This is a genomic window from Pseudomonas reidholzensis, from assembly GCF_900536025.1.
Classification (GTDB): Bacteria; Pseudomonadota; Gammaproteobacteria; order Pseudomonadales; family Pseudomonadaceae; genus Aquipseudomonas; species Aquipseudomonas reidholzensis.
Genome location: NZ_UNOZ01000002.1, coordinates 442444 through 468614 on the forward strand (window position 1 = coordinate 442444; position 26171 = coordinate 468614).

At 63.4% G+C, this 26171-nt stretch carries 27 protein-coding genes, 2 tRNA genes and 1 pseudogene; 12 read left to right on the forward strand and 18 right to left on the reverse strand.

Annotated elements, in window-relative coordinates; all coding sequences use genetic code 11:
- Positions 1 to 19 precede the first annotated feature (19 nt).
- Both CCOS865_RS02140 and CCOS865_RS02145 read right to left on the reverse strand, forming a co-directional pair.
- A complete protein-coding gene (locus CCOS865_RS02140; protein ID WP_119137820.1) occupies positions 20 to 1345 on the reverse strand; it encodes an ATP-binding protein in 1326 nt (441 codons plus the stop codon).
- 68 nt (positions 1346 to 1413) lie between these two features.
- On the reverse strand, positions 1414 to 2121 hold the full coding sequence (locus CCOS865_RS02145) for a response regulator (protein WP_119137465.1): 708 nt from the start codon (positions 2119 to 2121) through the stop codon (positions 1414 to 1416).
- Between the two features lie 154 nt (positions 2122 to 2275).
- Between CCOS865_RS02145 and CCOS865_RS02150 the strand changes: the two genes are divergently transcribed.
- From CCOS865_RS02150 to CCOS865_RS02160, 4 genes and pseudogenes are all read left to right on the forward strand, one after another.
- Entirely contained in the window at positions 2276 to 4555 is a 2280-nt protein-coding gene (locus CCOS865_RS02150; protein WP_119137467.1) for a TonB-dependent siderophore receptor, read from the forward strand.
- 133 nt (positions 4556 to 4688) lie between these two features.
- Positions 4689 to 4940, forward strand: coding sequence for a helix-turn-helix domain-containing protein (locus CCOS865_RS02155; RefSeq protein ID WP_119137469.1), 252 nt, complete (start codon positions 4689 to 4691; stop codon positions 4938 to 4940).
- The gene (locus CCOS865_RS28140; protein WP_167468998.1) at positions 4937 to 5074 is read left to right on the forward strand and encodes a hypothetical protein; all 138 of its coding nucleotides are present in this window, start codon (positions 4937 to 4939) and stop codon (positions 5072 to 5074) included. Before CCOS865_RS02155 ends, CCOS865_RS28140 begins: the two co-directional genes overlap by 4 nt.
- Positions 5065 to 5331 (forward strand): annotated as a pseudogene (locus CCOS865_RS02160) (DUF2442 domain-containing protein); the annotation flags it as partial. The gene CCOS865_RS28140 and the pseudogene CCOS865_RS02160, both read left to right, overlap by 10 nt.
- Before the next feature lie 64 nt (positions 5332 to 5395).
- Here the strand turns inward: CCOS865_RS02160 and CCOS865_RS02165 are convergent.
- From CCOS865_RS02165 to CCOS865_RS02195, 7 genes are all read right to left on the reverse strand, one after another.
- Positions 5396 to 5471 (reverse strand) — tRNA-Thr (locus CCOS865_RS02165).
- Positions 5472 to 5569: 98 nt separating this feature from the next.
- A complete protein-coding gene (locus CCOS865_RS02170; protein WP_119137822.1) occupies positions 5570 to 5818 on the reverse strand; it encodes a hypothetical protein in 249 nt (82 codons plus the stop codon).
- A 370-nt stretch (positions 5819 to 6188) separates the two neighbouring features.
- Complete coding sequence (locus tag CCOS865_RS02175; protein ID WP_119137471.1) at positions 6189 to 7400, reverse strand: methyltransferase; 1212 nt, start codon at positions 7398 to 7400, stop codon at positions 6189 to 6191.
- A 157-nt stretch (positions 7401 to 7557) separates the two neighbouring features.
- The gene (locus tag CCOS865_RS02180; RefSeq protein WP_119137473.1) at positions 7558 to 8247 is read right to left on the reverse strand and encodes an ABC transporter permease; all 690 of its coding nucleotides are present in this window, start codon (positions 8245 to 8247) and stop codon (positions 7558 to 7560) included.
- The gene (locus tag CCOS865_RS02185; RefSeq protein ID WP_119137475.1) at positions 8247 to 8939 is read right to left on the reverse strand and encodes an ABC transporter permease; all 693 of its coding nucleotides are present in this window, start codon (positions 8937 to 8939) and stop codon (positions 8247 to 8249) included. Before CCOS865_RS02185 ends, CCOS865_RS02180 begins: the two co-directional genes overlap by 1 nt.
- 56 nt (positions 8940 to 8995) lie before the next feature.
- Positions 8996 to 9751 (reverse strand): ABC transporter substrate-binding protein, encoded by a 756-nt coding sequence (locus CCOS865_RS02190; protein ID WP_119137477.1) that lies wholly within the window; start codon positions 9749 to 9751, stop codon positions 8996 to 8998.
- 11 nt (positions 9752 to 9762) lie between these two features.
- Entirely contained in the window at positions 9763 to 10536 is a 774-nt protein-coding gene (locus tag CCOS865_RS02195) for an ABC transporter ATP-binding protein (RefSeq protein ID WP_119137479.1), read from the reverse strand.
- A 674-nt stretch (positions 10537 to 11210) separates the two neighbouring features.
- Between CCOS865_RS02195 and gabP the strand changes: the two genes are divergently transcribed.
- Complete coding sequence (gene gabP / locus CCOS865_RS02200) at positions 11211 to 12605, forward strand: GABA permease (RefSeq protein ID WP_119137481.1); 1395 nt, start codon at positions 11211 to 11213, stop codon at positions 12603 to 12605.
- Positions 12606 to 12676: 71 nt separating this feature from the next.
- Here gabP and CCOS865_RS02205 read toward each other — a convergent pair whose 3' ends face one another.
- From CCOS865_RS02205 to CCOS865_RS02215, 3 genes are all read right to left on the reverse strand, one after another.
- Positions 12677 to 13120, reverse strand: coding sequence for a hypothetical protein (locus CCOS865_RS02205; protein ID WP_119137483.1), 444 nt, complete (start codon positions 13118 to 13120; stop codon positions 12677 to 12679).
- Positions 13121 to 13264: 144 nt separating this feature from the next.
- Positions 13265 to 13588, reverse strand: coding sequence for a hypothetical protein (locus CCOS865_RS02210; RefSeq protein ID WP_119137485.1), 324 nt, complete (start codon positions 13586 to 13588; stop codon positions 13265 to 13267).
- A 71-nt stretch (positions 13589 to 13659) separates the two neighbouring features.
- On the reverse strand, positions 13660 to 14100 hold the full coding sequence (locus CCOS865_RS02215) for a DUF4234 domain-containing protein (RefSeq protein WP_119137487.1): 441 nt from the start codon (positions 14098 to 14100) through the stop codon (positions 13660 to 13662).
- A 302-nt stretch (positions 14101 to 14402) separates the two neighbouring features.
- On the opposite strand from CCOS865_RS02215, the gene CCOS865_RS02220 reads away from it, so the two are divergent.
- The gene (locus tag CCOS865_RS02220) at positions 14403 to 14693 is read left to right on the forward strand and encodes a type II toxin-antitoxin system RelE/ParE family toxin (protein ID WP_119137489.1); all 291 of its coding nucleotides are present in this window, start codon (positions 14403 to 14405) and stop codon (positions 14691 to 14693) included.
- 9 nt (positions 14694 to 14702) lie between these two features.
- Positions 14703 to 15008 carry an addiction module antidote protein gene (locus CCOS865_RS02225; protein WP_119137491.1) on the forward strand — a complete coding sequence of 102 codons (306 nt, stop codon included), beginning with the start codon at positions 14703 to 14705 and terminating at the stop codon, positions 15006 to 15008.
- A gap of 135 nt (positions 15009 to 15143) precedes the next feature.
- On the opposite strand, the gene CCOS865_RS02230 is transcribed toward CCOS865_RS02225, so the two are convergent.
- The 4 genes from CCOS865_RS02230 to CCOS865_RS02245 form a co-directional block, all read right to left on the reverse strand.
- Positions 15144 to 15219 (reverse strand) — tRNA-Phe (locus CCOS865_RS02230).
- Positions 15220 to 15310: 91 nt separating this feature from the next.
- Positions 15311 to 15583 (reverse strand): oxidative damage protection protein, encoded by a 273-nt coding sequence (locus CCOS865_RS02235; protein ID WP_119137493.1) that lies wholly within the window; start codon positions 15581 to 15583, stop codon positions 15311 to 15313.
- Positions 15580 to 16647: an A/G-specific adenine glycosylase gene (gene mutY, locus CCOS865_RS02240; RefSeq protein WP_119137495.1), complete on the reverse strand. Its 1068-nt coding sequence runs from the start codon at positions 16645 to 16647 to the stop codon at positions 15580 to 15582. Before mutY ends, CCOS865_RS02235 begins: the two co-directional genes overlap by 4 nt.
- A complete protein-coding gene (locus tag CCOS865_RS02245) occupies positions 16644 to 18890 on the reverse strand; it encodes an AsmA family protein (protein ID WP_119137497.1) in 2247 nt (748 codons plus the stop codon). The genes mutY and CCOS865_RS02245 overlap by 4 nt, the downstream gene beginning before the upstream one ends.
- A gap of 367 nt (positions 18891 to 19257) precedes the next feature.
- Here CCOS865_RS02245 and CCOS865_RS02250 point away from each other — a divergent pair, with 367 nt between their 5' ends.
- The 5 genes from CCOS865_RS02250 (at position 19258) to hisF (ending at position 23960) form a co-directional block, all read left to right on the forward strand.
- Complete coding sequence (locus CCOS865_RS02250; protein WP_119137499.1) at positions 19258 to 20916, forward strand: OFA family MFS transporter; 1659 nt, start codon at positions 19258 to 19260, stop codon at positions 20914 to 20916.
- Between the two features lie 178 nt (positions 20917 to 21094).
- A complete protein-coding gene (gene hisB, locus CCOS865_RS02255; protein WP_119137824.1) occupies positions 21095 to 21688 on the forward strand; it encodes an imidazoleglycerol-phosphate dehydratase HisB in 594 nt (197 codons plus the stop codon).
- A complete protein-coding gene (hisH, locus tag CCOS865_RS02260; RefSeq protein WP_119137501.1) occupies positions 21689 to 22327 on the forward strand; it encodes an imidazole glycerol phosphate synthase subunit HisH in 639 nt (212 codons plus the stop codon).
- Between the two features lie 114 nt (positions 22328 to 22441).
- Positions 22442 to 23179, forward strand: coding sequence for a 1-(5-phosphoribosyl)-5-[(5-phosphoribosylamino)methylideneamino]imidazole-4-carboxamide isomerase (gene hisA / locus CCOS865_RS02265; RefSeq protein WP_119137503.1), 738 nt, complete (start codon positions 22442 to 22444; stop codon positions 23177 to 23179).
- A 10-nt stretch (positions 23180 to 23189) separates the two neighbouring features.
- Positions 23190 to 23960 carry an imidazole glycerol phosphate synthase subunit HisF gene (gene hisF, locus CCOS865_RS02270; RefSeq protein WP_119137505.1) on the forward strand — a complete coding sequence of 257 codons (771 nt, stop codon included), beginning with the start codon at positions 23190 to 23192 and terminating at the stop codon, positions 23958 to 23960.
- 117 nt (positions 23961 to 24077) lie between these two features.
- Here hisF and choV read toward each other — a convergent pair whose 3' ends face one another.
- Both choV and choW read right to left on the reverse strand, forming a co-directional pair.
- Positions 24078 to 25256: a choline ABC transporter ATP-binding protein gene (gene choV / locus CCOS865_RS02275; RefSeq protein WP_119137507.1), complete on the reverse strand. Its 1179-nt coding sequence runs from the start codon at positions 25254 to 25256 to the stop codon at positions 24078 to 24080.
- A complete protein-coding gene (choW, locus tag CCOS865_RS02280) occupies positions 25253 to 26101 on the reverse strand; it encodes a choline ABC transporter permease subunit (RefSeq protein WP_208644489.1) in 849 nt (282 codons plus the stop codon). The genes choV and choW overlap by 4 nt, the downstream gene beginning before the upstream one ends.
- Positions 26102 to 26171 lie beyond the last annotated feature (70 nt).

The following is a 26171-nucleotide window of genomic DNA, read 5'->3' on the forward strand; positions in this document are numbered from 1 at the left end:
GGGCACCGGCATGCGTCCGCTAGGGCGCAGCCTGCCCCCTGGGCAGCAGCACGCTGACCCGTAACCCCCCACCTTCGCGGTTCTTCAGCAGCAATTCGCCGCCATGGCTGGTGGCGATCCGCTGGGCGATGCTCAAGCCCAATCCATACCCGCCCGAGGCCTGGTTGCGCGAGCCTTCACCCCGCACGAACGGGTCGGTAATGGTGCCCAGTTGCGCCGCAACGATCCCCGGGCCGCGGTCATCGATATGGATGAACACCCCGGTGGTGGCCGTTTCCAAGGTGACCGACACCTGCTTGGCATAACGCAGCGCGTTCACCAGCAAATTCTGCAGGCAACGCTGCATCAGCAGTGCATCGACCTCGATATTGCCCACCTGGCCCTGCACCGGCAGCGGCTCTTCGGTACTGGCCAGCTCCGCACACTGGCGTGCCACCAGGCGGTCCAGATCAACCTGTTGCAGGTTCTGCTGCTCGCCGGCACGCAGGTAGTCCAGCACCTGGCCGATCATTTCGTCCATCTGCACGATGTTCTGCCGCAGGCGCTCCTTGTGTTCACCCGGCTCAAGGCGCTCCAGGCGCAAACGCATGCGTGTCAGCGGGGTGCGCAGGTCATGCGAGACGGCCGCCAGAAAATAGGCCTTGTCGTTGACCATGGCGATCAGCCGTTGCTGCATGGCGTTGAACGCCTGCGCCGCCTGGCGCACTTCCTCCGGGCCGTCCAGCGGCAGCGGCGCCTGCTCAAGATTACTGCCCAGGCCACGCGCGGCATCGGCCAGGCGCCGTAGGGGGCGCAGGCACAGGCGCACGGCCAGCAGGCACACCAGCAATACTGCGACGATGCGCAGGGCATACACCCGCAACAGGTAATCGCTGATCAGTACCCAGGCCGACTCACCGCTCCAGCCCTGCAACTCCTCGCCGTCGATGGTCAGCCAGTGGCCGTCGGCCAGCGGCACGGCAAACTGCAGGTGCGCCTGGGCCGTACGCAGGCCAAACAGGCTGCGCCAGACAATCGGCTGGCCCAGCTCATCGGTGAGCTGCACCTTCAGCAGCCGTACCTGGGCATCACGCCCCAACTCATAGGCCAGCGCTTGTTGCAGCAGCAGTTCGACCCGTCGGCGCCCGCGGCGCTCATCCACTTCGACCTCGGGCAACGCTTCGGCGCAGCGCACCCGGTAGTGGTTTGGCAAATGCAGGGTGCCGGCGTGGCAGTCGGCCTGGGCGATCAATGGCGCGCTGCGGGCGGCGATCAAGCGCACCGGCGCTTCCAGCACCTGGGCGAAGCGCACGTCGAACCAGATGCTGCTGGACATCAGCTGGATCAACAGCGTGCCGCTGACCATGATCAGCAACAGTTGGCCGAACAGGGTTTTCGGCCAAAGACGGCGCAGCACCCTCGGCACACGCACGTTCAGAGGCGCGCACCGGTGAGCAGGTAGCCTTCGTTACGGATGGTCAGAATCTGCACCGCGCCCTCCGGGCTGCGACGTAACTGCTGGCGCAGGCGGCTGATGCACATGTCGACCGAACGGTCGTCGGGCAAGTGGTCGCGGCCGAACGCGCTGCGCGTCAGCAGGTCGCGGGAGACCACGCGGTTGTTGGCGTCGAGCAACTCGCGCAGCACCCGGTAGTCGGAGCGCGGCAGCGACAGCGCCTGGCCGTCGGGGCCGGTCAGCAGGCGCTTGATGTGGTCCAGGCGGTAACCGGCAAAGCTCTGCTCATCGACAGCGGCCTCTTCGAGGGGCGGCTCGAGGCGCTGCGGGCGGCGCAGCACGGCCTTGATCCGGGCGATCAGCTCACGGGGCTCGAACGGCTTCGACAGGTAGTCGTCGGCACCGACCTCCAGGCCGATGATCCGATCGAACGTGCTGCCCTTGGCCGACAGCATGATCACCGCCAGCCCTGCGTGTGCCTGCAATTGCCGGCACAGGCTCAAACCGTCCTCGCCCGGCAGCATCAGGTCGAGCACCACCAGGTCGACCTTGTGCCGGGCCAGCTGTGCACGCATCTGTTCGCCGTCTGCGGCGGGCAGCACTGTGTAGCCGGCATCGCTCAGGTAATCGCAGAGAAGTTCGCGGATTTCGTCGTCATCGTCGACGACCAGCAGGGTGCTGCTCATTGGCAAAAATACCTCTTCAAGAGCGCCCAGCAATGCTCATTACGTTCGATTACATGCCCGTACATGCCGGGCATGGAGCCCAGCGGGCGCAGGCCTAGAATCCTACCAAAAAATCATCTGCGAATACGACGCTTTCCCAATGACTAAGGGCATCATGAACCCCATCTCCCGCTCCCCGCGAGGCGCTAGCCGCCTTACTCCGCTGGCCTTGTGCATCGCTGCCGCGTGCAATGCTCCCGCCTTCGCCGCCGACAGCCAGCCGCTGGAGCTGGACGCCACGCAGATCGAAGACAGCGCCCTGGTGCCTGCTGACCAGACCGGCCAGCTTGGCTACACCGTGGAGAGCACGCGCAGCTCCACCGGCCTCAAGCTGACCCCGCGGCAGACCCCGCAGTCGGTCACTACCATCACCCGGCAGCAAATGGACGACCGTGATATCCACACCATCGAACAAGCGCTGGAGACCACCCCGGGGGTCAGCGTGAGCAAGATGGAAGTGGGCGGCCGCACCGACTTCCGCGCGCGGGGCTATTCGATTTCCAACTGGAAGGTCGACGGGCTCAAGTTCCAGGGCGGCTCCGATTTCAGTGGCGGCGGCAATGCTCTGAACATGGACCTGTACGAGCGTATCGACATCGTCCGCGGGGCCAACGGCCTGCTCGGCGGCACCGGTGACCCTTCGGCGAGCGTCGACCTGATTCGCAAGGCACCGACCACGACCTTTGGCGGCAGCGCCTACGCCACCTATGGCAGCTGGGACAAGCGCCGCCTGGGCGCCGACCTGAACCTGCCGTTGTCCGCCGATGGCCGCCTGCGCTCGCGCTTCGTGGTCACCCAGGAGGACGCCGACTCGTTCCGCGACAACCAGTCCGAGCGCTCCCGCGCGGCGCTGGCCAACTTCGAATTCGACCTCGACGACGCCACCACCCTCGGCGCCGGCTACCAGTATGAGTACAGCAAAGTGGTCGGCGGCGGTTGGGGCGCCAACATCCCCATCTGGTACCGCGACGGCAGCACCACCGACCTGCCGCGCAGCACCAACGTGGTGCCGAGCTGGAGCTTCGGCGAGTACATCACCCGCACCACCTTTGGCTCTCTGGCACACAGCTTCGACAACGACTGGGCACTGGACCTGAAGGTTGCCCAGAGCGAAGGCGAAGCGCTCAACCATCGCGGCCTGGCCAAGGTCAACTCGGCCGGCGGTGGCCGCTATGGCGGTTACTGGCAGCAGGATGGCAGCGGCGCCGTGCTCAACGGCCTGCACAGCTCCAGCGACACCACCCAGCAGTCGGCGCAGATCGACCTGTCGGGGCCGTTCCAGCTGTTCGGCCGCACCCACCAGGCGATGGTCGGCTACAACGACAGCCGTACCGTCGCCTGGTCGCCGGAATACACCTGCACCATGGTCGGCGACGGCCGCGCCAGCGCCCCCGCCCTGGGCTGCCAGTTCCGCGCCAACAACGGCTTGCCGCTGAGCAACTGGGGCAACGGCGTGGACAGCGACTACGACATGCTCGCCTCCCGTACCGGCCGCCACAGCAAGACCACCACTCGCCTGCAAGGCCTGTATGCCGCCACCCGCCTGAGCATCACCGAGCCGCTGTCGGTGATCGTCGGGGCACGCAGCACCGACTACTCGGCCACCACCCGCAGTGTCGCTGGCGTGCGCAGCAACCAGCAGAACCACGGCATCGTCACGCCGTACCTGGGTGTGGTCTACGACCTCAACGACACCTACTCGCTGTACGCCAGCTACACCGACATCTTCAACCCGCAGACCGCCGAGACCGTCAACGGCACCAAGGTCGAGCCGATCCGCGGCCAGAGCTACGAGACCGGCATCAAGGGTGCCTGGCTGGATGGCCGCCTGAATGCCTCTGCCGCGTACTTCCGGACCAAGCAGCAGAACAAGGCGGTGCTGGATGACGGCCAGCTGACCCCCACCGGCGGCGATGCCTACACCACCGGTACCGGCCAGGAAACCGACGGTATCGACCTTGAAATCGCCGGTGCGCTGACCGCCAACTGGAACGTCTATGCCGGCTACACCTACCTGCATTTCCGTCGCGTCGACAGCGATGGTCGCAGCGATCCGTCGCACCTGTTCAAGGCCTCGACCACCTATCGCCTGTCCGGCCCACTGGATCGCCTGACCCTGGGCGCGGGGGTTTCTGCGCAGACCAACATCCGCGCGATCTCGAGCCCCGCCGGGCAGCCGGTCAATGGCGTCAGCTCGGGGGCGACCGACGTCAACTGGTCGGGGTATGCGATCTGGAATGCCATGGCCAAGTACCAGCTGACCGATGACACCACCGTGAGCCTGAATGCCAACAACCTGTTCGACCAGCATTACTACAGCAACTATGGGTTCTATGCGGGGGCGATCTATGGGGATCCGCGGAACATGGCGGTGACGGTGAGCACGTCGTTCTGAAAGACGATTTGCCCATTCGTGGCGTAAGCGTTCAGGTTTCCGCTGAGCGGCGCCCCGAATAGGCAGTACTGCTTGTCTTCTGTCTTGGTCACCTATACGTTACAAGACACTCTATTTGTCACGAATATAGGACATGGACCACGAACTGATCAGCTCGCGCCTGGGGCAACAGATCCGGACGCGTCGAATTAATCGCGGGCTCACCCAACTGCAGTTGGCGGAGCTCGCGACGCTCACCCGGCAAAAGGTCATTGCTGTGGAGAAGGGCAGCCTTTCAGTAGGCATGGGCGCCTATGCAAGGGTGTTGGCCGCCCTGGATAGCGAGTTTGAGGTTGTGCCTGCTGTGCTGCCAACGCTGGATGAGATCGAGGGGATGTTCGAATGAGTACTTCACTCAGCCTCGACGGGCAACCCAGCTCAATCCGGCGCTCGACCGCCCAGAGCATTCTGCAAGAGGCCCTGGCGTGGGTCGCGGCCAATCAGGGCGATCTGTTGAAGGAGTGGATGAAATGGCATTGATGAAACGTCCCCGCCTGCGGTCGGTTCAGCCTCTGCCGGGGGCCGGCCTCAAGCTGACGTTTACCAATGGTCAACGGTTTACCTTGGATATGAGCGGCGCGCTTGAAGCTTATCCGAGGTTGGCGCCACTGGTTAAGGGCAACGCGTTCGAAGGTGTCACGCTAGGTGATGGGGGCTGGTCTGTGGAATGGCCAGAGCTGGACATCCAGATCGGTGCCGACACTCTATTACTGGATGCGCTAGCTCAGAGCGCTCCATGAGCGGGAGCCAAGACAAACAAAAAAGGCTCACCTTGCGGTGAGCCTTTTTTGATACTGCGTATGGTGCCGGCACCAGGAATCGAACCCGGGACCTACTGATTACAAGTCAGTTGCTCTACCATCTGAGCTATACCGGCAATGGGGCGTCATTATAGCGATCCGATTGCGCCTGTAAACCACTTCCTTGCAACCAATGCATAAATACCTAAGTCACCGGCGCAAAAGGAGAATTTTCCTACCAGCCGCGGTGGATGCTGTTGACGCTCGGCTCGGGCGTGCCGGGGTTGAAAAACAGCTTGTCGTTGTCGCAGCCGCGCTTGCGGCAGGGGGTTTCGGCCCGCAGCGGCAGGCCGTGGTCGCCGCCGAGCTGCATGCCGGGCGTGTTCCAACCCAGGTCTTCGGGCCGGTGCGTCGGGGCATTGTTTGCGCAGCCGCAGAGCACCAGGGCGAGGGTCAGCAGGGCGAGGGGCTTGGCGTGGTTCACGGTGGCGATGTCCATTCGTAGGTTGGTCGTTGTTTTATGCGCATTGCCAAGGCTGCCGGGTGCCTTCGAAGAGGTGGCAGCCGGGCTGGGCGGATAGCAGGATGAGCGCAAGTGTAACCCAGTTGGGCAAGCCTCAGGGCAGGTTGCCATCCCCCTTTAGAACTAAGCCTGTAAAACCTTATGCACAAGCGGCATGCCAGCGTTGCGTCCAGGGCATGCCACTCGTCGCGACCGCTGGTCTTTGCGCAAAGCCCTGTTTTTGCTGGGCTTGAAGGTTTAAGGGAATAAGCAGAGGGCTTTAAATAGCGCTGTGGATCCGAAATCAGGTGCCTTTCATCAAAAGCTTGTGCACAGACTTATCCACAGGTTTTCAGCTGTTTTTCTCGGCCAGAAGCAGCAGGTTTCGAGGCGTCAGTGGGTACGCGCAGAACACCCCGAGCCGCACGATGTAACCCTGTTCCTGCAGGAACAGCGCACGATCGAGCACCAACCACAGCTCCAGCGGCCGCCTGAACAGATTGCGCACTCGCTCCAGGTTGCGTACCTGGGCCAGGCGTTGCCAACCCGCGGCCTCCAGCATCGGCCAATCCGGTTCACCGGTCAGCGCCAGTTGCTTGAGCTCGGCCAGGTCACGGCAGTACTGCTCGAACGGTTTTTCCAGCCAGCTGACCGGCAGCGAGGGGGTGGGTAGGTAACTGTCGCACTGGCGTTGCTCGCGTTGCAGCAGGTCAAAGCCCAGGCGCCGCGCCATCGAGGTGTCGCGCTGGCGGCGCACGCGGGCGCCGGCCGTGACCGTTTCGCTCAGCGGCAGGCCGAGGTCGTCGAGGTCCAGCTGCAGCGTCGAGGCGCGTGCAGCGGCCGACAACGCCTGGTAGTGCTCGGCCTGGATGCGGTTGTAGCAGCACGGGGCGACGGCCACGTGCCGGCAGCCCTGCTGCGCGGCCAGTTGCAACAGGCGTACGTGCAGGTCGCCGCAGGCATGCAGGGCGACCACGCTTTTGTCGGTGCCCAGGTGGCGAGCGCTGTCGTCGGCCATTACATCCTGATGCACGTGGGCCGCTGGCAGTTGGTGGTGGTCACTCAAGGCCTGGCCGGCGGCGACCAGCTGGGCGTCGTACTCCAGGCAGGTCAGCTGCTGGCCGGGTTGCAACAGGCGACGGCCGAGGTGGCCCTTGCCCGAGCACCAGTCCAGCCAGTGGCCGGTCTGCTGGCGAAAGCCCAGGCGGCGGCTGAAGGCCTCGATCTGTTGCCATTTGCGGCCGGGGACGCCGACGTCGAGGCGGTGGCCGGCTGCGGGCAGGCCGGCGTCGGGCAGTTCGCCGAGTTGGCTGAGGTGCTCGGCCTGGCTGGCCAGGTGCGCGTAGGGGGCGGGCGGCTGGCTAGGGTCGAGCGGGGCTTCGGCGTCTTCCAGCGTGCGTTGGCGCAGCCACGTCGACAGGGCCGGGTGCTGGGTCTCCCAGTCCAGCTGCAGCGTGGTGAAGGGTCTTGGCTTCCACAGGGCTTGGTGCTCGACGAGGAACTGGTCAATGGCTTGGAAGCGCTGGAGGAGTTGCTCGCTGTGGAGGTGGGCGGTGGTGGTCATAGGGGCGGTGTCAATTGAGATGTGTGTCCATCAATGCCGGCCTCTTCGCGGGTAAACCCGCTCCCACAGGGATATGCGCCTATCTGTAGAGCGGCGCGGTCTCTGTGGGAGCGGGTTTACCCGCGAAGAGGCCAATCCTGACACCGTGAAGGATGCTTCAGCGCCCCTGGCTGGCGTCCACGCGCAGCCAGCGCTCAAGCACCTTGAAGCCTTGCACCAAGGCGAACGAGATCACCAGGTAGAACACCCCGGCGGCGAAGAAGATCTCCACCGGCAGGTAGGTCCGGGCAATGATCGTGCGCGCCATGCCGGTCAGTTCCAGCAGCGTCACGGTACTGGCCAGGGCGCTGGCCTTGAGCATCAGGATCACTTCGTTGCTGTACGCCGGCAGGCCGATGCGCGTGGCGCGTGGCAGCATGATGTAGAACAGCGTCTTGGCGCGCGACATGCCCAGCGCCCGCGCCGCCTCGATCTCGCCCTTGGGGATCGCCTGCAGCGCGCCCCGGAGGATCTCGGCGATGTAGGCGGCGGTGTGCAGGGTCATGGTCAGCACGGTGCACCAGAACGGATCGCGCAGGTACGGCCACAACGCGCTGCTGCGCACCGCATCGAACTGCGCCAGGCCGTAGTACACCAGAAACAGCTGCACCAGCAGCGGCGTGCCGCGGAAGAAGAAGATGTAGCCGTACGGCAGGGCGCGCACGTACCAGAGGCGCGAGGCCCGGGCGACACCCAGCGGGATGGCCAGGATCAGCCCGGCGACCACCGCGATGGCCACCAGCTCCAGGGTCAGGGTCGCGCCCTGGGCCAGCCGTGGCAGCCATTTGATGATGACTTCCCAGTTCATTATTCAGCCCTCACGAAGCCGCGAGCGGCGCGTTTTTCCAGGAAGTACATGCCCGTCATGGCAACCACCGTCAGGCTCAGGTAGATGCACGCGGCGACCATGTAGAAGGTGAACGGCTCCTTGCTCACGGTCACCGCGATCTGCGAGTGGCGCATGATTTCTTCCAGGCCGATCACCGACACCAGGGCGGTGTCCTTCATCAGGATCATGAACAGGTTGCCCAGGCCCGGCAGGGCGATCCGCCACATCTGCGGCAGGATGATCCGCGCCAGGATGCGGCCCTTGGACAGGCCCAGGGCCATGCCCGCTTCACGGTGGCCCTTGGGGACCGCGAGGATCGCACCACGGAACACCTCGGTGGCGTAGGCGCCAAAGCACAGGCCCAGGGCTATGACGCCCGCGGCAAAGGCGCTGAGCTCCAGGCCGGGAATATTCAGGGCCTCGCCGATGCTGTTGACCAGCCCGACGGTGCCGAAGTAGATCAGCAGGACCCACAGCAGTTCGGGGACGCCACGAACCAGGGTCGAATAAAAGCCGCCAAGCCATTGCAGGGGCTTGTGCGAAGAGGTCTTGGCCAAGGCGCCGAGCAGGCCCAGCACAAGGCCCAGCAGCAGGGCGCAGAGCGCCAGTTTTACGGTCATCAAGGTGCCGGCCATCAAGGCCGGACCGAATCCGTGCAGGTCGATATTCATTGATTAGGTGCGTTCTAGGGACCGACACGCCGCAAGGGCGTGCCGGTCGGGGCGAATCATTCGATGCTGAACGGGAAGTACTTGTCGTTGATCTTCTTGTACGTACCGTCGGCCTTGATTTCTTTCAGGGCAGCGTTGAGCTCGTTGCGCAGCTTGTCATCACCCTTGCGCACGGCGATGCCGATCTTGTCGCTGTCCAGTACTGGCTCGCCCTTGAACTCGAAGTTGCGGCCGTCGGTGCTCTTGAGCCACTCGTACTGCACGTACTTGTCGGCGAGGATGCCGTCGATGCGCCCGGAGATCAGGTCCAGGTAGGCGTTTTCCTGGGTGTCGTACAGCTTCACCTGGATGTCATCACCGTAGTTGTCTTCCAGCCAGGTGCCCGACAGGGTGGCGCGCTGGGTACCGATCACCTTGCCCTTGAGCGAGGCCTTGTCGGTCTTGAAGTCGACGTTTTTCGGTGCGATGAACTGCAGCTTGTTGGAGTAGTACGGGTCGGTGAAGTCGACCGCCTGCTTGCGCTCGTCGGTGATCGACAGCGACGACACCAGGAAGTCGAACTTCTTCGCGTTCAGCGCAGGGATGATGCCGTCCCAGTCGGAGGTGACCACCGAGCAGTCGGTCTTCATCTTGGCGCACAGGGCGTCGCCGATGTCCTTGTCGAAGCCGACGACGTTACCGCTGGCATCCTTGTTGTTGAACGGCGGGTAGGCCGCTTCGATACCCATGCGCAGTTTTTCTGCAGCCATGGCGTTGGCCGAGAAGACCAGCGTGGCGGCAGCGGCCAGGATCAATTTCTTGTAGGTCTGCATGTATTGCTCCGTTAGCGGTGGCTGGACATGAATTGCTTGCAACGCGCCGAGTTCGGGTTTTCGAAGACCTGCTGCGGCGTTCCTTGCTCTTCGACCAGGCCCTGGTGCAGGAAGACCACTTCGCTGGACACCTGGCGGGCAAAGTTCATCTCGTGGGTTACCAGCAGCATGGTACGGCCTTCGTCGGCCAGTGCGCGGATAACGTTAAGCACTTCCTGGACCATTTCCGGATCGAGCGCCGACGTCGGCTCGTCGAACAGGATGACCTTGGGCTTCATGGCCAGGGTACGGGCAATGGCGGCGCGCTGCTGCTGGCCACCGGAAAGCTGGGCGGGGTAGCTGTGGCGCTTGTCGTAGATGCCGACCTTGTTCAGCAGCGCTTCGGCGTGCTCGATCGCCTCGGCCTTGCTCTGGCCAAGCACGCGGCGCGGCGCCTCGATGATGTTGTCGAGGACCGACATGTGCGGCCACAGGTTGAAATTCTGGAAGACAAAGCCGATCTCGCTGCGCAGGCGATTGATCTGGCGGTTGTCGGACGGGATCAGGTCGCCATTCTTCGCGGCCTTGAGCTTGAGCTCTTCACCGGCGACGAGGATCTGACCCTGGTGGGGGTTTTCCAGCAGGTTGATGCAGCGCAGCAGGGTGGACTTGCCGGACCCGGACGATCCCAGGATGGAGATAACGTCACCGTCACGCGCGGTCAGCGAAATGCCCTTGAGAATTTCCTGCGCGCCGTAGCGTTTGTGCAGGTTGCGTATTTCTAGGGCGGGCGTGGCCTGGGCCATGTGCGGTCCTCATGTGTTCGGGTGCGTTCCCAGCTGTTGGCGGCCTTCCTGGCGAGCGCCACGCTAGCATAGCGGCTCAGTGACATCCAACCGGGTCGCAGGGGGCTCGGGGCGCTGACGGGACAGTTTGTCGCATCGCTGCAGCGCAACGTCGCGAGGATGTCCGCGAAGGCGTCGCACAGCACCGGAGCCTTGATGAAAAAAGGCGCGATGGTGCCAGCTTTGGACCAACGAGGGAAGCCGTTTTTCCGCTTCTTCATGGATCTACCCGGCATAACGGTTTCACCACCAATTCAGACAGTTGCGAGGATCCTGTGGGAGCGGGTTCACCCGCGAAGAGGCCAACACCGATTTTGGGTTGCTCCTGTGCGGTTGCACTTTTTTGCCTCCTTTGTGTGCCAAGGTGTTACCAAGGAGCACCGTTGGTGCGTTTGTAAGTGGGTATTTCTGTAATCCGGGCTTGGCATGGTGATTTGGCGACCTTTCGGTCAGGCACTGGCCGAATGGCCTGCAACCCGCGCCGTTTCTGCGTGCTGAAAGAATTCAGACGAAACCGATTCTCACCTGGCCCGCTTATTGCCCTATGGAAATCACTGAATGCAGCGCCGCCGACTTCCACCCCCAGGCGCGCTGGCAATCATTCGTGTAGTCCACCTCCTTACAAAGGTAGTTTTATGAGCGGTAACAATTCCAACGACCTCGCTCAGGGGCTCAAACAACGGCATGTCACCATGCTGTCGATCGCCGGCGTCATCGGTGCCGGCCTGTTCGTCGGCTCCGGCCACGCCATTGCCGCTGCCGGCCCTGCCGTGCTGCTGGCCTACGCGGCTGCTGGTACCCTGGTGGTGCTGGTGATGCGCATGCTCGGCGAGATGGCCATCGCCTCGCCTGACACCGGTTCGTTCTCCACCTATGCCGACCGCTCCATCGGGCGCTGGGCCGGCTTTACCATCGGCTGGCTGTACTGGTGGTTCTGGGTCCTGGTGATCCCGCTGGAGGCCAACGCCGCTGCGGCGATCCTCAATGCCTGGTTCCCGGCCGTCGACCTGTGGGCGTTCTCCCTGCTGATCACCCTGGCGCTGACCGCCACCAACCTGTGCAGCGTGAAGAACTACGGTGAATTCGAGTTCTGGTTCGCCCTGCTCAAGGTGCTGGCGATCATCGGCTTCATCGTGGTCGGTTGCGCGGCCATGTTCGGCATGGTGCCGAGCAGCCAGATCAGCGGTGTCAGCCACCTGTTCGATACCCAGGGCTTCATGCCCAATGGCCTGGGCGCCGTACTGGCAGCGATGCTGACCACCATGTTCTCGTTCATGGGTACCGAAATCGTCACCATTGCCGCCGCCGAGTCGAAGGACCCTGGCAAGCAGATCAGCCGCGCCACCAACTCGGTGATCTGGCGTATCTGCCTGTTCTACCTGGTGTCGATATTCCTGGTCGTGGCACTGGTGCCGTGGAACGATCCGGCGTTGGCCGAGACCGGTTCCTACCAGACCGTGCTGAGCCGCATCGGCGTGCCGAACGCCAAGCTGATCGTCGACATCGTCGTCCTGATCGCCGTGACCAGCTGCCTGAACTCGGCGCTGTACACCTCGTCGCGCATGCTCTTCTCGCTGAGCAAGCGTGGCGACGCCCCGGCGATCGCCCAGCGCACCACCAAGGCGGGCACCCCGCACTGGGCCGTGCTGTTGTCGACTGCGGCGGCGTTCCTCTGCGTGTTTGCCAACTTCGTCGCGCCGGCCCAGGTGTTCGAGTTCCTCCTGGCCAGCTCCGGCGCCATTGCGCTGCTGGTGTACCTGGTGATCGCCGTGTCGCAGCTGCGCATGCGCAGCCAGCGGGAAGCGCGTGGCGAGAAGATCGACTTCAAGATGTGGCTGTTCCCGGGCCTGACCTGGGTCACCATCGCCTTCATCATCGCAGTACTGGTAGTGATGGCGATCCGTCCGGATCACCGTGCCGAGATCATCGCCACGGCGCTGCTGAGCATCGGTGTGGTCGCAGCGGGCTTGCTGGTGCATCGCAAGCGCAAAGCTGAGCAGGCCGCAGGGCGGGTGGCGCTGGATAACTGATCCAGGCTCTGTGAAATGAAAAGGCCGCGTCCCGAGAGGGGCGCGGCCTTTTGTTTGGCGCTTTAACAGCCTCAGCCGAACTGCTTCTGCTGTTGCTGCTGCTTGGCCACCACTTCCGAGGCCGCGATGTAGGCGTCCTGGAACTCGTCGCTTTCCAGCCAGGCCATGGTGGCCTCTTCGTCGGCGCCGTCGAGCCAGGTGCGGTAGGCGGTGAATACCAGCACGATGTAGTCGGTCGCGTGCTCTTCCTTGTGGCCTTTGAGCACCAGGGTCAGCAGCGGGTCGACCAGGAACACCGAGATCATCGCCACCAGCCCGTTCTCCTGGGCCGCTTTCATCTTCTCGAACAGCTCGCCATAGCTGTCCGACTCCATCGCCTTGTTGAAGATCTGCTCGACGCTGGCGCTGTCGCCGGCGCTCGCCTTGACCGTCTGGCCGCTGCGCACCATGCGGTTCTGCTTGGCTTTGCTGGCGGCGCGCTTGGCGCGTTTCTGTTGCTTGGTGTTGGAGGCCATGGGGCTTGAAGTCCTTGGGGGCGCGGAAAGGTGCGTATTGAATCGCACTTGCCGGTTAAACCCAAGCGACAGCTGATGATGGGGCCATCATCAGCACGAGGGCAACGCGCCGCGGTTGGCTGCGGCGCAGTGCCCTGAGGCGGATCAGGCCGCGGCGCTGAGGGCCGGGATCTGCATGCCGAGCTTGGCGGCAGCGTAGTCCATGTCGCCCTTGGAGATCGACTGGGCCTGGAAGCCGGCGCCGATCAGGTCCTTGATGTACAGCTTGTTGTAGATGAAGCAGAACACCAGCGAGCTCAAGCCCATGGTCAGCATCTGCAGCAGGAACTGGATTGCGGCGAATTTCCAGTCACCGCGGAACAGCGCCGGGAAGAAGCCGAAGAAGAAGGTGGTCCAGGAGAAGCCGACTGGTGCTTCTTTCATCGCGCCGGTTCTGCTGTTCTTGAAGATGATCGATGTGTAAGCCATTGCTCTGTCCTTGATGCCCGATTTTCAGATGGCATGATCGGGCTCACATGCAAGATCCGTTTGCGCTCGAATCAGTTCGGGGAAACCTGTCCGTACACCGGCTGCTGGCGGCGATCGGTCTCGCCCAGCTCGTTGATGCAGTAGTTGATGTAGTACAGGTTGAACAGGAACGTGTAGAAGGCGTTCATGCTGAAATGGGTTTGCCCCTTGCTGTGGGCGTAGCTCACCAGCAGGGTGCGGGCGTTGAACGACCAGATGATGTAGAGCACCCAGCTGGCGATGCTCAGCAGGCCGCCAAGGCCGGCCACGTAGACATCTTCATCGCTTACCAGGGCGCCGCCCAGGCCTGCGCAGACGCAGATCCAGATGATGTACGTCTCGCTGCACAGGCGTTGCCCGGTGGCTTCGAGCAGGTGCTGGTTGGTCTTGTACAGCCAGATCAGCAAGTACAGGCCGCCGGTCACTGCGCACAGCAGTACCAGGTGCAGTGTCTTGCGATCGACCTTGTTCATGAGTTCGCTTGGGGATGTCATGGGGCTTCCGATTTCCGAGTGAGAAAAACGGGCTGAGACATCGGGTGTCTGATGAGGCATTCCTTGCTCAACCATCGTCCTTGGGGGTGAGCGCCTGCGAGGAGAGGGGCAGGCGCGGCGGCGATAATAGCATGTGGCCATACTTGCGCCAGGGGTGTGCGGGAAAAACCGCAGGCGTACTCAATCCTGAACTTTTCGATTGGGGGTGTGGGCGACGCAGCATAAACAGGTTGAAACAGATCAGAATTGATGTAGTGTGAACTGTGGTTTACATTTTTCTCATGCACACACTCATACAGACCGACACGTACAAAAGGTGGTTTGCTGCGTTGCGAGATGCTCGCGCACAAGCTCGGATCAACGTGCGACTACGTCGAGTCGAGCTTGGAGTGATGGGTGACTGTAAGCCGGTTGGGGAGGGTGTATCCGAGCTGCGGATCGACTATGGCCCAGGTTATCGGGTGTATTTCATCCAGCGAGGCTATGAAGTGATCATCCTGCTGGCAGGCGGCGACAAGGCTGACCAGGCTAGGGACATCAGGTCTGCGCTGAAGCTGGCTCGCGATCTTTAAGAGGCCGTCATGACTGATATCAAACTGAGCAAATGGGATGCTGCAGACCATTTGAACACCGAACAGGACATTGCCTTGTACCTTGAGGCATGCCTTGAAGAAAACGACCCGGCGCTACTGGCCGCTGCCTTGGGCGATATCGCCCGTGCACGTGGCATGAGTCAGCTGGCGCGCGACACCGGTCTGACCCGCGAAGGGTTGTACAAGGCGTTGTCCGCCGAGGGTAACCCAAGCCTGGCGACGATCATGAAGGTCATGGCGGCGCTTGGGGTGAAGCTGCACGCAGAGGTGTTGCCGCCCCGGGCGATGGGGTAGGGATTGATCTGTGGGGATGGCGGCGAGATGGCTGGTCGTCATTTCCACAGCAAAAATCGCAGGCAACAAAAAACCCGCACTAGGCGGGTTTCTTGTGTCGCTTCGGGTAACTTTGCAACCACCAGAAGCTTAAGGTGGTGCCCAGAGACGGAGTCGAACCGCCGACACGAGGATTTTCAATCCTCTGCTCTACCGACTGAGCTATCTGGGCGACGGGGCGAATTAAAAAGGTTTTCAGACCTTGCGTCAACGACTTTTTGAAAATTTTTTAAATTAATTCCGTCGCTTACGATTTTTCGGGGTCATTCGGCCGGTGGCACGTAGCCGTCCGCCTTGGCGTAGTCCTCGCCGGAGAAGTATTTATCCATCTCCTGCTGAAGGTATTTACGGTCCTCGGCGTTCATCATGTTCAGACGCTTCTCGTTGATCAGCAGGGTCTGGTGCTTCAGCCAATCGCCCCAGGCCTGCTGGGAGATGTTGTCGAAGATGTCCTGGCCCTTGGCACCGGGGTACGGTGGGCGCTCGAGGCCGGGCAGTTGTTCGTGGTACTTGCGGCACATAACGGTGCGGGTCATCGGGACTCTCCTGCAATCAATTCGTCGGCCGCGCGTTTGAGCAGCTTCTTGACCGGGGCGGCGAGGCCCAGGCGCGGCGGGGTGGCGAGGTTATACCAGAGCCAGTCGGCCTCGGCCACGTGCGTGCCGAGCGGGTCGACACGCACCAGCCAAGGCTCGATGGCCAGCTGGAAGTGGCTGAAGGTGTGGGTCAGGCCGTCCAGGGCCTGGCTGCTGGCCAGGCGCAGGCCATGCTGGTAGACGAGGTCGTCGAGCTGCTCGAGGTTTTCCAGCTCGGGCAGGCTCCACAGGCCGCCCCAGAGCCCGCTGGAGGGCCGCCGGTAGAGCAGGATGGCGCCTTCCTGGTTGGCCAGCATCGGCATCAGCGTACGCCGCTGCGGCAGCGCCTTGCGCGGCTTGGGCTCGGGGTAGCGGGTTTCCTGGCCGAGCATGTGCGCCTCGCAGCCGCGCTGCAGGGGGCAGATCAGGCAGCTGGGCTTGCTGCGCGTGCACAGGGTCGCACCGAGGTCCATCATCGCCTGGGTGTAGTGGTTGGCGCGGGCCTGCGGCGTGTAGCGTTCAGCCGTCGCCCACAGCGCGTTGGCCACCTTGGGTTCGCCCGGGTAGCCGCCCTGGGCGCTGAACCGCGCCAGCACGCGCTTGACGTTACCGTCGAGGATCGGCGCGCGGATGCCCATGCTGATGCTGGCGATTGCGCCCGCGGTGGAGCGACCGATGCCGGGCAGCTCGGTAAGCTGCTCGACGCTGCGCGGAAACTCGCCACCGTGCTGGCTGACGACGATCTGTGCGGCCTTCTGCAGGTTGCGTGCGCGGGTGTAGTAGCCGAGCCCGGTCCACAGGTGCAGCACTTCGTCCTCCGGCGCCTCAGCCAGCGCCTGCACGGTGGGCAGGGCCTGCATGAAGCGGTCGAAGTAGTTCAGCACGGTGCTGACCTGGGTCTGTTGCAGCATGATTTCCGACACCCACACCCGGTAGGGGTTGATGCCTTGCTGCCAGGGCAGGTCGTGGCGGCCGTGCTGGTCGTACCACTCCAGTACAGCGCTGGAGAACTGCTGGGGGCTCATCGCTTGAACAGCCCCTTGAGTGCGTCTTTCAGTTCAGGGCTCACTTTGTCTCCGAGTTTTTCTTCGAGTTTTTCATCGATCTTGTCTTTCAGGCGGTTGCCGGCCAGCTTGGCCGCCACCTTGCCCAGGCCGTCCTGGTCCAGCCGGCAAGCCTTGGCGCCCAGCTCCAGCGGGCCGCGGCAGCGCAGCGGCAGTTCGACGCCGACAAAGCGTTCGTTGACCTGGCAGGCGGGGTCCGGCATGGCCCGCTGATCGCCTTCGACGACCACGCCCACCCGGTAGTCCATGCCCAGTACGCGCAGGTCGAGGTCGCCCTGGCCGTTGACGGTCAGGCCAGGAATGCGCGCCTTGAGGTCCGGGTTGCTGGCCACGCCATTACGCACCACGAGGCTGCCGCGCAGCTCTTCGAACGGCGTGTCCTTGCCGCGTGGGTCACCGCTCAGTTGCTTGCGGTTGAGGGTGGCGATGGCTTGGCACAGCTGCTGTTCGAGGTTGGCGTTGACCAGCACGCCGTCATTGATGGTGAAGGTGGCGTTGCCGTTGAGGGTGTCGACCAGGGCCTTTTGACTGTTGCCGGTGGCGGTCAGGTCGCTGCTCAGGGTCAGCAGGCCTTTGACCGGCGGTGCCTGCTCGGGGCTGTCGGACTTGATGAAATGCTCGACCGGTACCCGATTGATCTTGGTGTTGACCCCGATCTGCGGCACGGCAGGGCGCACGTCGACCGTGCCCTTGGCTTCGAAGCTGCCGTTGTAGAGGCCGCCGCGCAGTGTCTCGAGGGTCACCAGGCCGGCTTGGCCCTTGGCCTTGAGCTGAGCGTCGGTGATCGGCAGCTTGTCCAGGGTGAGGGCGCCGAAGCTGATATCGGCTTGCAGGTCGAGCGCGCGCAGGCGGTCGACCGGCAGCAGTTTGTCGGTGCTCCAGGACACCTGGGTCGGGGCCGTTGGCAGCGGCGTGCTGCCGGCACCGGCCACGGCGCTGGCTTCCTGTTGCTTGACCTCGGCCTGGCGCGCAGCGGTGGCGCCCTTGGCCGCTTCGCTCTTGGCCGGGAAGTAGCGGTCGGCGTCGAACTTATCGGCCTTCAACTGCACGCGCAGCGCCTGCTTGGCGATGTCCTCGATGGCCACGCGGCCGGTGAAGCTGCTGTCGTCGAGCTTCACCGCGAGGTCTTCCAGGGCCAGGCTGTTGCTGCTGCCGGCCAGGCGGCTGACCAGCTCCAGCTTGCTGAACGCGGCCGGGTCGGCCGTGGCCGGCAGCGGCTGGCCGATGCCGTCGAGGAAGGTGCGCAGGTCGAACTGGGCGATCGACAGGCCACCGCTGACCTGTGGCGTCTTGTCCAGCTCACGCACGTTCAGCTCGCCCAGCGCGCGCAACTGGTTGGCGGAGACCTTGAGGCTGTTCCACGAGGCGACGTTGGCCGCCAGGTCGACCAGCAACTGGCCTTGGGCGGCGAAGGTCAGGGTCTTGCCCGCCAGCGGCTCGCCCGAGGTTTCGCCGGACAGGCGCAGGTCTTCGAAGTTGTAGCGCTTGAGCTTGCGGTCGAAGCGCAGCTCGCCGCTGAGTTCGGTGCGCGCTTTCATGTTCGGCTGCGCGGCGCTGAGGAAGGCGCTGGCCTTGAGGGGGATGTTCACCCCTTCGTGGACCGCGCCGGTGCTCAGCTGGATGCTTTCGGCGCTGTAGCTCTGGCCGGTCTTGGCATCGCTGTACTGCACCCGGGCGTTGTTCACGGTCAGGCTGTCGATGTCCAGCTTGACCGCGCGCTCGGTGGGGTTGTCCTGCGCTGCAGGCTCACCGGCCGGCGTTGCGGCGGGCGTGCTCGGCGTGCTGGTGCCCTGGGCGGGCAGCGGCTTGCCGATGTCCTGCCAGTTGCCGTGGCCGTTTTCATCACGCACCAGGCTCAGGTTCAGCCCTTCGACGCGCACGTCGCTCATCTGCACCTCACGGCGCAGCAACGGCAGGACGCGCACCGACAGGCCGAGCATCTGCAGGTCGGCGAATGGCTCGGTGGGCTTGTTCAGGGTGGCTATGCTTGCCTCGTGCAACTCGAGGCCCAGCCAGGGGAACAGGCTCCAGCCGATATCGCCATTGAGGGTCAGCTCGACGTGGGCCTTGTCGCGCGCCAGTTGGCGAATCTCGTCTTTATAGTCGTTGGGATCGAAGAGGTGGGTCAGGGCGAAGCCCAGTGCCACGATGATCAGCAGCAACCCGAGAAGCCCCAGCCCCAGGATTTTGCCGAACGCTTTCATGGGCGAGTCCTTGTAGTCCGATGGGTGAAAATTCAAGCGGCAGAGTATAGCGCCGCATGTGGGTGGATCTGACGATAGATACAGGGAATTTCCCTGCAAATGTGTCGGCTTCGTCGCGGTTCACCCTGGATTCGAAATTCGACCGCCTGGGCCGCGACAGTTCATTAAACGTACTCAGTGGATAGAAAAATAACGATATCAGATTGCTTCCATTGAGCGTTTCAGCTGGTAATCTTGCGCCGCTTTCGGAGCATTACGCGACGTATCGTCGCGGATGTCGCCATAAATGGCCGGGCACCGCCTTCGTGCAGCCGGGAAGAGCCAAGCATTCCATCCGTGAGCAACGCCCACAACAAGAGGAAAAACCATGAGCAGCAGTATCACGGCGGGAGAAGTGGCGCGCGCGCCGGGCTTCCTGTCGAAAGAGCGCATCATCGCCCGCCCGGGCTTCAACCGCTGGCTGGTACCCCCGGCCGCCCTGGCCATTCACCTGTGCATCGGCATGGCCTACGGCTTCTCGGTGTTCTGGCTGCCATTGTCGCAAGCCCTCGGGGTCAGCGCGCCGGTCGCCTGCGCGGCGGACATGGGCTTCGTCGCTCGACTGTTCAGCGCCGAGTGCGACTGGCCGATCTCGATGTTGAGCTGGATCTACACGCTGTTCTTCGTCTTCCTCGGTTGCTCGGCAGCCGTGCTCGGCGGTTGGCTGGAACACGCCGGCCCGCGCAAGGCCGGCCTGGTTTCGGCGCTGTGCTGGTGCGGCGGCCTGCTGATTTCGGCGATCGGGGTGAAAACCCATCAGCTGTGGCTGATGTGGCTGGGCTCGGGGGTGATCGGCGGGATCGGCCTGGGCCTGGGCTACATTTCGCCAGTATCGACCCTGATCAAGTGGTTCCCGGACAAGCGCGGGATGGCCACCGGCATGGCGATCATGGGCTTCGGTGGCGGCGCCATGGTCGGCGCACCGCTGGCGACCGCACTGATGGGGCATTTTGGCAGCGCTACTGAAGTCGGCGTGTGGCAGAGCTTCGTCGCCATGGCGGTGATCTACTTTGTGTTCATGACCGCTGGCGCGCTGGCCTATCGCGTGCCGCCGACCGGCTGGAAGCCTGAGGGCTGGACCCCCGCGGCGAAAAAGGCCAATGCGATGGTCACCGACCGTCACGTGCATGTCAGCGTCGCCTGGAAAACCCCGCAGTTCGCCCTGGTCTGGCTGGTGCTGTGCCTGAACGTCTCGGCCGGCATCGGCATCCTCGGCATGGCCTCGCCACTGCTGCAGGAAGTGTTCGCTGGCAAGCTGCTGGGCAATGAGCTGACCTTCAGCGAGCTGAACAGCGCGCAGCTGGCGCAGATCGCCGCGATTGCCGCCGGCTTCACCGGCCTGCTGAGCCTGTTCAACATCGGCGGGCGGTTCTTCTGGGCGTCGTTCTCCGACTATATTGGCCGCAAGAACACCTACTTCGCCTTCTTCGCCCTGGGGATCGGCCTCTACAGCCTGGTGCCGAACATGGGCCACCTGGGCAACGTGGCGCTGTTCGTGGCGGCGTTCTGCATCATCCTGTCGATGTACGGCGGTGGTTTTGCCACGGTGCCGGCGTACCTCGCCGACCTGTTCGGCACGCAGATGGTCGGTGCGATCCATGGTCGCCTGTTGACCGCCTGGGCGGCTGCGGGCGTGCTCGGGCCGGTGCTGATCACCTATCTGCGCGAGTCGCAGCTGGCGGCGGGCGTCGAGCGCGCGGCGGCTTACGACATGACCTTGTACATTCTGGCCGGGCTGCTGGTGCTGGGCTTTATCTGCAACGCGCTGGTGCGGCCGGTGGCCGACAAGTACTTCATGACCGAGGCGGAGCTGGCGGCCGAGCGGGCGCTGAGCCATGACAAGGGCGCCGACAGTGCGCGTTCGCTGGAGTGGCACGCCGCGCCGGGGAGCCTGCCGCTGGTGCTGGTGGCCTGGGCGGTGGTGGTGATTCCGCTGGCGTGGGGTGTCTGGATTACCTTGCAGAAGACGGCGGTATTGTTCCACTGATATAGCCTGCAAGGCCCCAATCGCGGGCAAGCCCGCTCCTACAGGATCACCCGATCTCTGTAGGCGCGGGCTTGCCCGCGCTTGCTTTACAAGCACCATATGTCATCCGCGTTTCAAGCGGGCGCGTTCTAGGCCTATAATGATCGCCTTTTCGCCCAATGATTTTGCGGAGCTGGTGATGGTCGAACGTAAGGCTTCCGTCGAGCGCAATACCCTGGAAACCCAGGTGAAGGCCTCGATCAACCTCGATGGCAGTGGCAAGGCCCGATTCGATATCGGTGTGCCTTTCCTTGAACACATGCTCGACCAGATCGCCCGGCATGGGCTGTTCGATCTGGATATCGAGTGCAAGGGCGACCTGCACATCGATGACCACCACACCGTCGAAGACGTCGGTATCACCCTCGGCCAGGCGTTTGCCCAGGCCATCGGTGACAAGAAAGGCATCTATCGCTACGGCCATGCCTATGTGCCGCTGGACGAAGCGTTGTCGCGTGTGGTCATCGACTTCTCTGGCCGTCCAGGCCTGCAGATGCACGTCCCGTACACCCGCGCTTCGGTCGGTGGCTTCGACGTCGACCTGTTCCAGGAGTTTTTCCAGGGCTTCGTCAACCACGCCCTGGTGACCCTGCACATCGACAACCTGCGTGGGCACAACACCCACCACCAGATCGAGACCGTGTTCAAGGCCTTCGGTCGCGCCCTGCGCATGGCCGTCGAACAGGACGAGCGCATGGCCGGGCAGATGCCGTCGACCAAGGGATGCCTGTAAATGCAGACGGTAGCCGTAATCGACTATGGCATGGGCAACCTGCACTCGGTGGCCAAGGCGCTTGAACACGTCGGTGCCGGCAAGGTGCTGGTCACCAGCGACGCTGCGGTAATCCGCGAAGCCGACCGGGTGGTGTTCCCAGGCGTCGGTGCGATTCGCGACTGCATGGCCGAGATCCGCCGCCTGGGCTTCGACAGCCTGGTGCGCGAGGTCAGCCAGGACCGGCCGTTCCTCGGCATCTGCGTCGGCATGCAAGCGCTGCTCGAGCACAGTGAAGAAAACGACGGCGTCGACTGCATCGGCCTGTTCCCTGGCCAGGTGAAGTTCTTCGGCAAGGACCTGCAAGAGGACGGCGAGCACCTCAAGGTGCCGCACATGGGCTGGAACGAAGTCAGCCATGCGGTCGAGCATCCGCTCTGGCACGACATCCCCGACCGTGCGCGCTTCTATTTCGTGCACAGCTACTACATCGATGCCGGCAAGCCGAGCCAGGTCGTCGGCCGTGGCCATTACGGCGTCGACTTTGCTGCCGCGCTGGCCGAAGGCTCGCGCTTTGCCGTGCAGTTCCACCCAGAGAAGAGCCATACCCATGGCCTGCAGCTGCTGCAGAACTTCGTCGCCTGGGATGGGCGCTGGTGAGCGTGAAGCTTCACGCTTCACGCTGCATGACAACCTGATCGCCTACCGAACAACCGCCGCGCATTGCTTGCAGCCTGTGGCTTGCAGCGTGCAGCTTGAATTGAAGGAAAGAGCATGCTGATTATCCCCGCTATCGATCTCAAGGACGGTGCCTGCGTACGCCTGCGCCAAGGCCGCATGGAAGACTCCACGGTGTTCTCCGATGACCCGGTGAGCATGGCCGCCAAGTGGGTCGAGGGTGGCTGCCGTCGCCTGCACCTGGTCGACCTCAATGGCGCCTTCGAAGGCCAGCCGGTCAACGGCGAAGTGGTCACCGCGATCGCCAAGCGCTACCCGCACCTGCCGATCCAGATCGGTGGCGGTATCCGCTCGCTGGAAACCATCGAGCACTACGTCAAGGCTGGCGTCAGCTACGTGATCATCGGCACCAAGGCGGTCAAGCAGCCTGAGTTCGTCGCCGAAGCGTGCAAGGCGTTCCCAGGCAAGGTCATCGTTGGCCTGGATGCCAAGGATGGCTTCGTCGCCACCGACGGCTGGGCTGAAGTCAGCTCGGTGCAGGTCATCGACCTGGCCAAGCGTTTCGAGGCCGATGGCGTCTCGGCGATCGTCTACACCGACATCGCCAAGGACGGCATGATGCAGGGCTGCAACGTGCCCTTCACCAAGGCCCTGGCCGAAGCCACGCGGATCCCGGTGATCGCTTCCGGCGGCATCCACAACCTGGGCGACATCAAGGCCCTGCTGGACGCCAAGGCGCCAGGCATCGTCGGCGCCATCACCGGCCGCGCGATCTACGAAGGCACCCTGGATGTTGCCGAGGCCCAGGCCTTCTGCGACGCCTACCAAGGCTGAGGAGCGACACATGGCACTGGCCAAGCGCATCATCCCTTGCCTGGACGTGGACAACGGCCGGGTGGTCAAGGGCGTCAAGTTCGAGAGCATCCGCGATGCCGGCGACCCGGTGGAAATCGCCCGTCGCTATGACGAGCAGGGTGCCGACGAGATTACCTTTCTCGACATCACCGCCAGCGTCGATGGCCGTGACACCACCCTGCATACCGTCGAGCGCATGGCCAGCCAGGTGTTCATCCCACTGACCGTGGGCGGTGGCGTGCGCAAGGTGGAAGACATCCGCAACCTGCTCAATGCCGGTGCCGACAAGGTTTCGATCAACACCGCCGCGGTGGTCAACCCGGAGTTCGTTGGCGAGGCGGCGCAGCGCTTTGGTTCGCAGTGCATCGTTGTTGCCATCGATGCCAAGAAGGTCTCCGGCCCGGGCGAAGTGCCGCGCTGGGAGATCTTTACCCATGGCGGGCGCAAGCCTACCGGGCTGGATGCAGTGCAGTGGGCGAAGAAGATGGAAGGCCTGGGTGCTGGCGAGATCCTCCTCACCAGCATGGACCAGGACGGCATGAAGAACGGCTTCGACCTGGGCGTGACCCGGGCCATCAGTGATGCCGTGGGGATTCCGGTGATTGCCTCGGGGGGTGTGGGTAACCTGCAACACCTGGCGGACGGGATCCTGGAAGGGCATGCCAGTGCGGTGCTGGCGGCGAGTATCTTCCACTTTGGCGAGTACACGGTGCCTGAGGCCAAGGCCTATATGGCTGCGCGCGGGATCGTCGTTCGCTGACACATTGATTGGGGCTGCTGCGCAGCCCATCGCGGGCGAGCCCGCTCCTACAGGGTCCGCGCTGAACATGTAGGAGCTGGCTTGCCTGCGATGGGCCGCACAGCGGCCCCACCGGCATCACCCGTGATTCTTGCCGAGCAACGCGTGATACAGCTCGGTATCCCCCAGAATCCCGACCACCTTGTCGTTCTCCTGCAGCACCAGCTTGTTGCCCGTCTGATAACGAATCTGCAGCGCCTCGCGCATGCCGATATCGGCGTGCACCACGGTCGGCCTGCGGTCGAGCAGGGCGACATCCTGCCCCGGTGCCCAGTTCTGCATGTCCAGGCCGTTCTGGCCCTGACGCGCGCGCTTGAGCAAGCCGCCTTCGCCCAGGTCCAGCCACGAATCGCCGCCCGGATCCAGGCACACCGAGCCATTGACCCGCTTGCACTTGTCCAGCGTGCGCATCAGGCTGCGGCCGCACAGCACGTTGAGCGGGTTGGTGTGGGCGACAAAGGTGCGCACATACTCATCCGCCGGGTTGAGCACGATCTCTTCGGGCTTGCTGTACTGGATGATCCGCCCGTCCTTCATGATCGCGATGCGGCTGCCCAGTTTGAGCGCTTCATCCAGGTCATGGCTGACGAACACGATGGTCTTGTTGAGCTTGTGCTGCAGGGCCAGCAGTTCATCCTGCAGGCCCTGGCGGATCAACGGGTCGAGCGCCGAGAACGGTTCGTCCATCAGCAGGATGTCGGCATCCATCGCCAGCGCCCGGGCCAGGCCCACGCGCTGTTGCATGCCGCCAGAAAGCTCGTCGGGCTTCTTGTTGCGCCACTGGGTCAGGCCCACCAGCTCGAGCTTTTCATCGACCAGCTTGCGCCGTTCCTTCTCGGGCCGGCCCTGCATCTCCAGGCCGAAGCTGATGTTCTCGCGCACGGTCAGCCAGGGCATCAGGGCGAACTTCTGGAACACCATGGCGATGCGCTGGGTGCGCATCATCTTCAGCTCCGCCGGGGTGCAGTGGGCGATGTCGATGTGTTTGCCTTCGTGCTCGACGAACAACTTGCCGCGGCTGACCGTGTTGAGGCCGTTGATGCAGCGCAGCAGGCTCGACTTGCCCGAACCGGACAAGCCCATCAGCACGCAGATCTCGCCCTTGTTGATGTCCAGGTTGGCTTTTTCGACGCCGACCACCAGCCCGGTCTGCTTGAGGATCTGCTCGCGGGTCTGGCCCTGGTCGAGCAGCGCCAGGGCCTCGCGCGGCTTGTTGGAGAAGATGACGTCGACGTCTTCGAATCGAATGATGCTCATGCCTCACCCCTTACCGTGACTTCCGGTTGCTTGCAGATACGGTCGAGCATGATCGCCAGCAGCACGATCGCCAGGCCCGCTTCGAAGCCGAGGGAGATATCGGCGGTGTTCAGTGCGTTGACCACGGGTTTGCCCAAGCCATCGGCGCCCACCAGGGCCGCGATCACCACCATCGACAGCGACAGCATGATGCATTGGGTCACGCCGGCGGCGATGCTCGGCATCGCGTGGGGCAGCTCGATGCGCGTCAGCAGCTGGCGGCGCGAGCAACCAAAGGCCTTGCCGGCGTCGAGCAGCTCCTGCGGCACGTCGCAGATGCCCAGGTAGGTCAGGCGGATCGGCGCGGCGATGGCGAACACCACCGTCGAGATCAGCCCCGGTACCACGCCCAGGCCGAACAGGGTCAGGGTCGGGATCAGGTAGACGAAGGTCGGCACCGTCTGCATCAGGTCGAGCACCGGCCGCAGGCCGGTGTAGAACATCGGCTTGTGCGCGGCAAGAATGCCCACCGGCACACCGATGGCCACGCACACCACCGTGGCGAAGGTCACCTGGGCGAGGGTCTCCATGGTTTCCTGCCAGTACCCCAGGTTGAGGATCAGCAGAAACGACAGCGCAACGAATGCAGTGAGTGACCATTTGCGCTGGATCAGGTGAGCCAGGGCGGCGAACAGGGCGATAAGGACGAGTGGGTTGAACCAGGTCAGAGCGCTGGTGACCCCATGGATCATGAATTCCAGGCCTTGGGCGATGGCATCGAAGTAATCGGCGCCGTTCTGAGTCAGCCATTCGACGAACGACGCGATGTACTGTCCCAGGGGTATTTTCTGATCAATAAGCATGATAGCGAGCTTCCACCTGCATAGATTGGAATCAGTCCGGGGCGGGCACGGTCCCGCCCCGAAGTAGTGCCTA

Coding starts and splice junctions, on each gene's coding strand:
- CCOS865_RS02140 (WP_119137820.1), bottom strand. CDS start 1,345: ATGGTCAGCGGCACGCTGTTGATCCAGCTGATGTCCAGCAGCATCTGG.
- CCOS865_RS02145 (WP_119137465.1), bottom strand. CDS start 2,121: ATGAGCAGCACCCTGCTGGTCGTCGACGATGACGACGAAATCCGCGAA.
- CCOS865_RS02150 (WP_119137467.1), top strand. CDS start 2,276: ATGAACCCCATCTCCCGCTCCCCGCGAGGCGCTAGCCGCCTTACTCCG.
- CCOS865_RS02155 (WP_119137469.1), top strand. CDS start 4,689: ATGGACCACGAACTGATCAGCTCGCGCCTGGGGCAACAGATCCGGACG.
- CCOS865_RS28140 (WP_167468998.1), top strand. CDS start 4,937: ATGAGTACTTCACTCAGCCTCGACGGGCAACCCAGCTCAATCCGGCGC.
- CCOS865_RS02175 (WP_119137471.1), bottom strand. CDS start 7,400: ATGACCACCACCGCCCACCTCCACAGCGAGCAACTCCTCCAGCGCTTC.
- CCOS865_RS02180 (WP_119137473.1), bottom strand. CDS start 8,247: ATGAACTGGGAAGTCATCATCAAATGGCTGCCACGGCTGGCCCAGGGC.
- CCOS865_RS02185 (WP_119137475.1), bottom strand. CDS start 8,939: ATGAATATCGACCTGCACGGATTCGGTCCGGCCTTGATGGCCGGCACC.
- CCOS865_RS02190 (WP_119137477.1), bottom strand. CDS start 9,751: ATGCAGACCTACAAGAAATTGATCCTGGCCGCTGCCGCCACGCTGGTC.
- CCOS865_RS02195 (WP_119137479.1), bottom strand. CDS start 10,536: ATGGCCCAGGCCACGCCCGCCCTAGAAATACGCAACCTGCACAAACGC.
- gabP (WP_119137481.1), top strand. CDS start 11,211: ATGAGCGGTAACAATTCCAACGACCTCGCTCAGGGGCTCAAACAACGG.
- CCOS865_RS02205 (WP_119137483.1), bottom strand. CDS start 13,120: ATGGCCTCCAACACCAAGCAACAGAAACGCGCCAAGCGCGCCGCCAGC.
- CCOS865_RS02210 (WP_119137485.1), bottom strand. CDS start 13,588: ATGGCTTACACATCGATCATCTTCAAGAACAGCAGAACCGGCGCGATG.
- CCOS865_RS02215 (WP_119137487.1), bottom strand. CDS start 14,100: ATGAACAAGGTCGATCGCAAGACACTGCACCTGGTACTGCTGTGCGCA.
- CCOS865_RS02220 (WP_119137489.1), top strand. CDS start 14,403: ATGCACACACTCATACAGACCGACACGTACAAAAGGTGGTTTGCTGCG.
- CCOS865_RS02225 (WP_119137491.1), top strand. CDS start 14,703: ATGACTGATATCAAACTGAGCAAATGGGATGCTGCAGACCATTTGAAC.
- CCOS865_RS02235 (WP_119137493.1), bottom strand. CDS start 15,583: ATGACCCGCACCGTTATGTGCCGCAAGTACCACGAACAACTGCCCGGC.
- mutY (WP_119137495.1), bottom strand. CDS start 16,647: ATGAGCCCCCAGCAGTTCTCCAGCGCTGTACTGGAGTGGTACGACCAG.
- CCOS865_RS02245 (WP_119137497.1), bottom strand. CDS start 18,890: ATGAAAGCGTTCGGCAAAATCCTGGGGCTGGGGCTTCTCGGGTTGCTG.
- CCOS865_RS02250 (WP_119137499.1), top strand. CDS start 19,258: ATGAGCAGCAGTATCACGGCGGGAGAAGTGGCGCGCGCGCCGGGCTTC.
- hisB (WP_119137824.1), top strand. CDS start 21,095: ATGGTCGAACGTAAGGCTTCCGTCGAGCGCAATACCCTGGAAACCCAG.
- hisH (WP_119137501.1), top strand. CDS start 21,689: ATGCAGACGGTAGCCGTAATCGACTATGGCATGGGCAACCTGCACTCG.
- hisA (WP_119137503.1), top strand. CDS start 22,442: ATGCTGATTATCCCCGCTATCGATCTCAAGGACGGTGCCTGCGTACGC.
- hisF (WP_119137505.1), top strand. CDS start 23,190: ATGGCACTGGCCAAGCGCATCATCCCTTGCCTGGACGTGGACAACGGC.
- choV (WP_119137507.1), bottom strand. CDS start 25,256: ATGAGCATCATTCGATTCGAAGACGTCGACGTCATCTTCTCCAACAAG.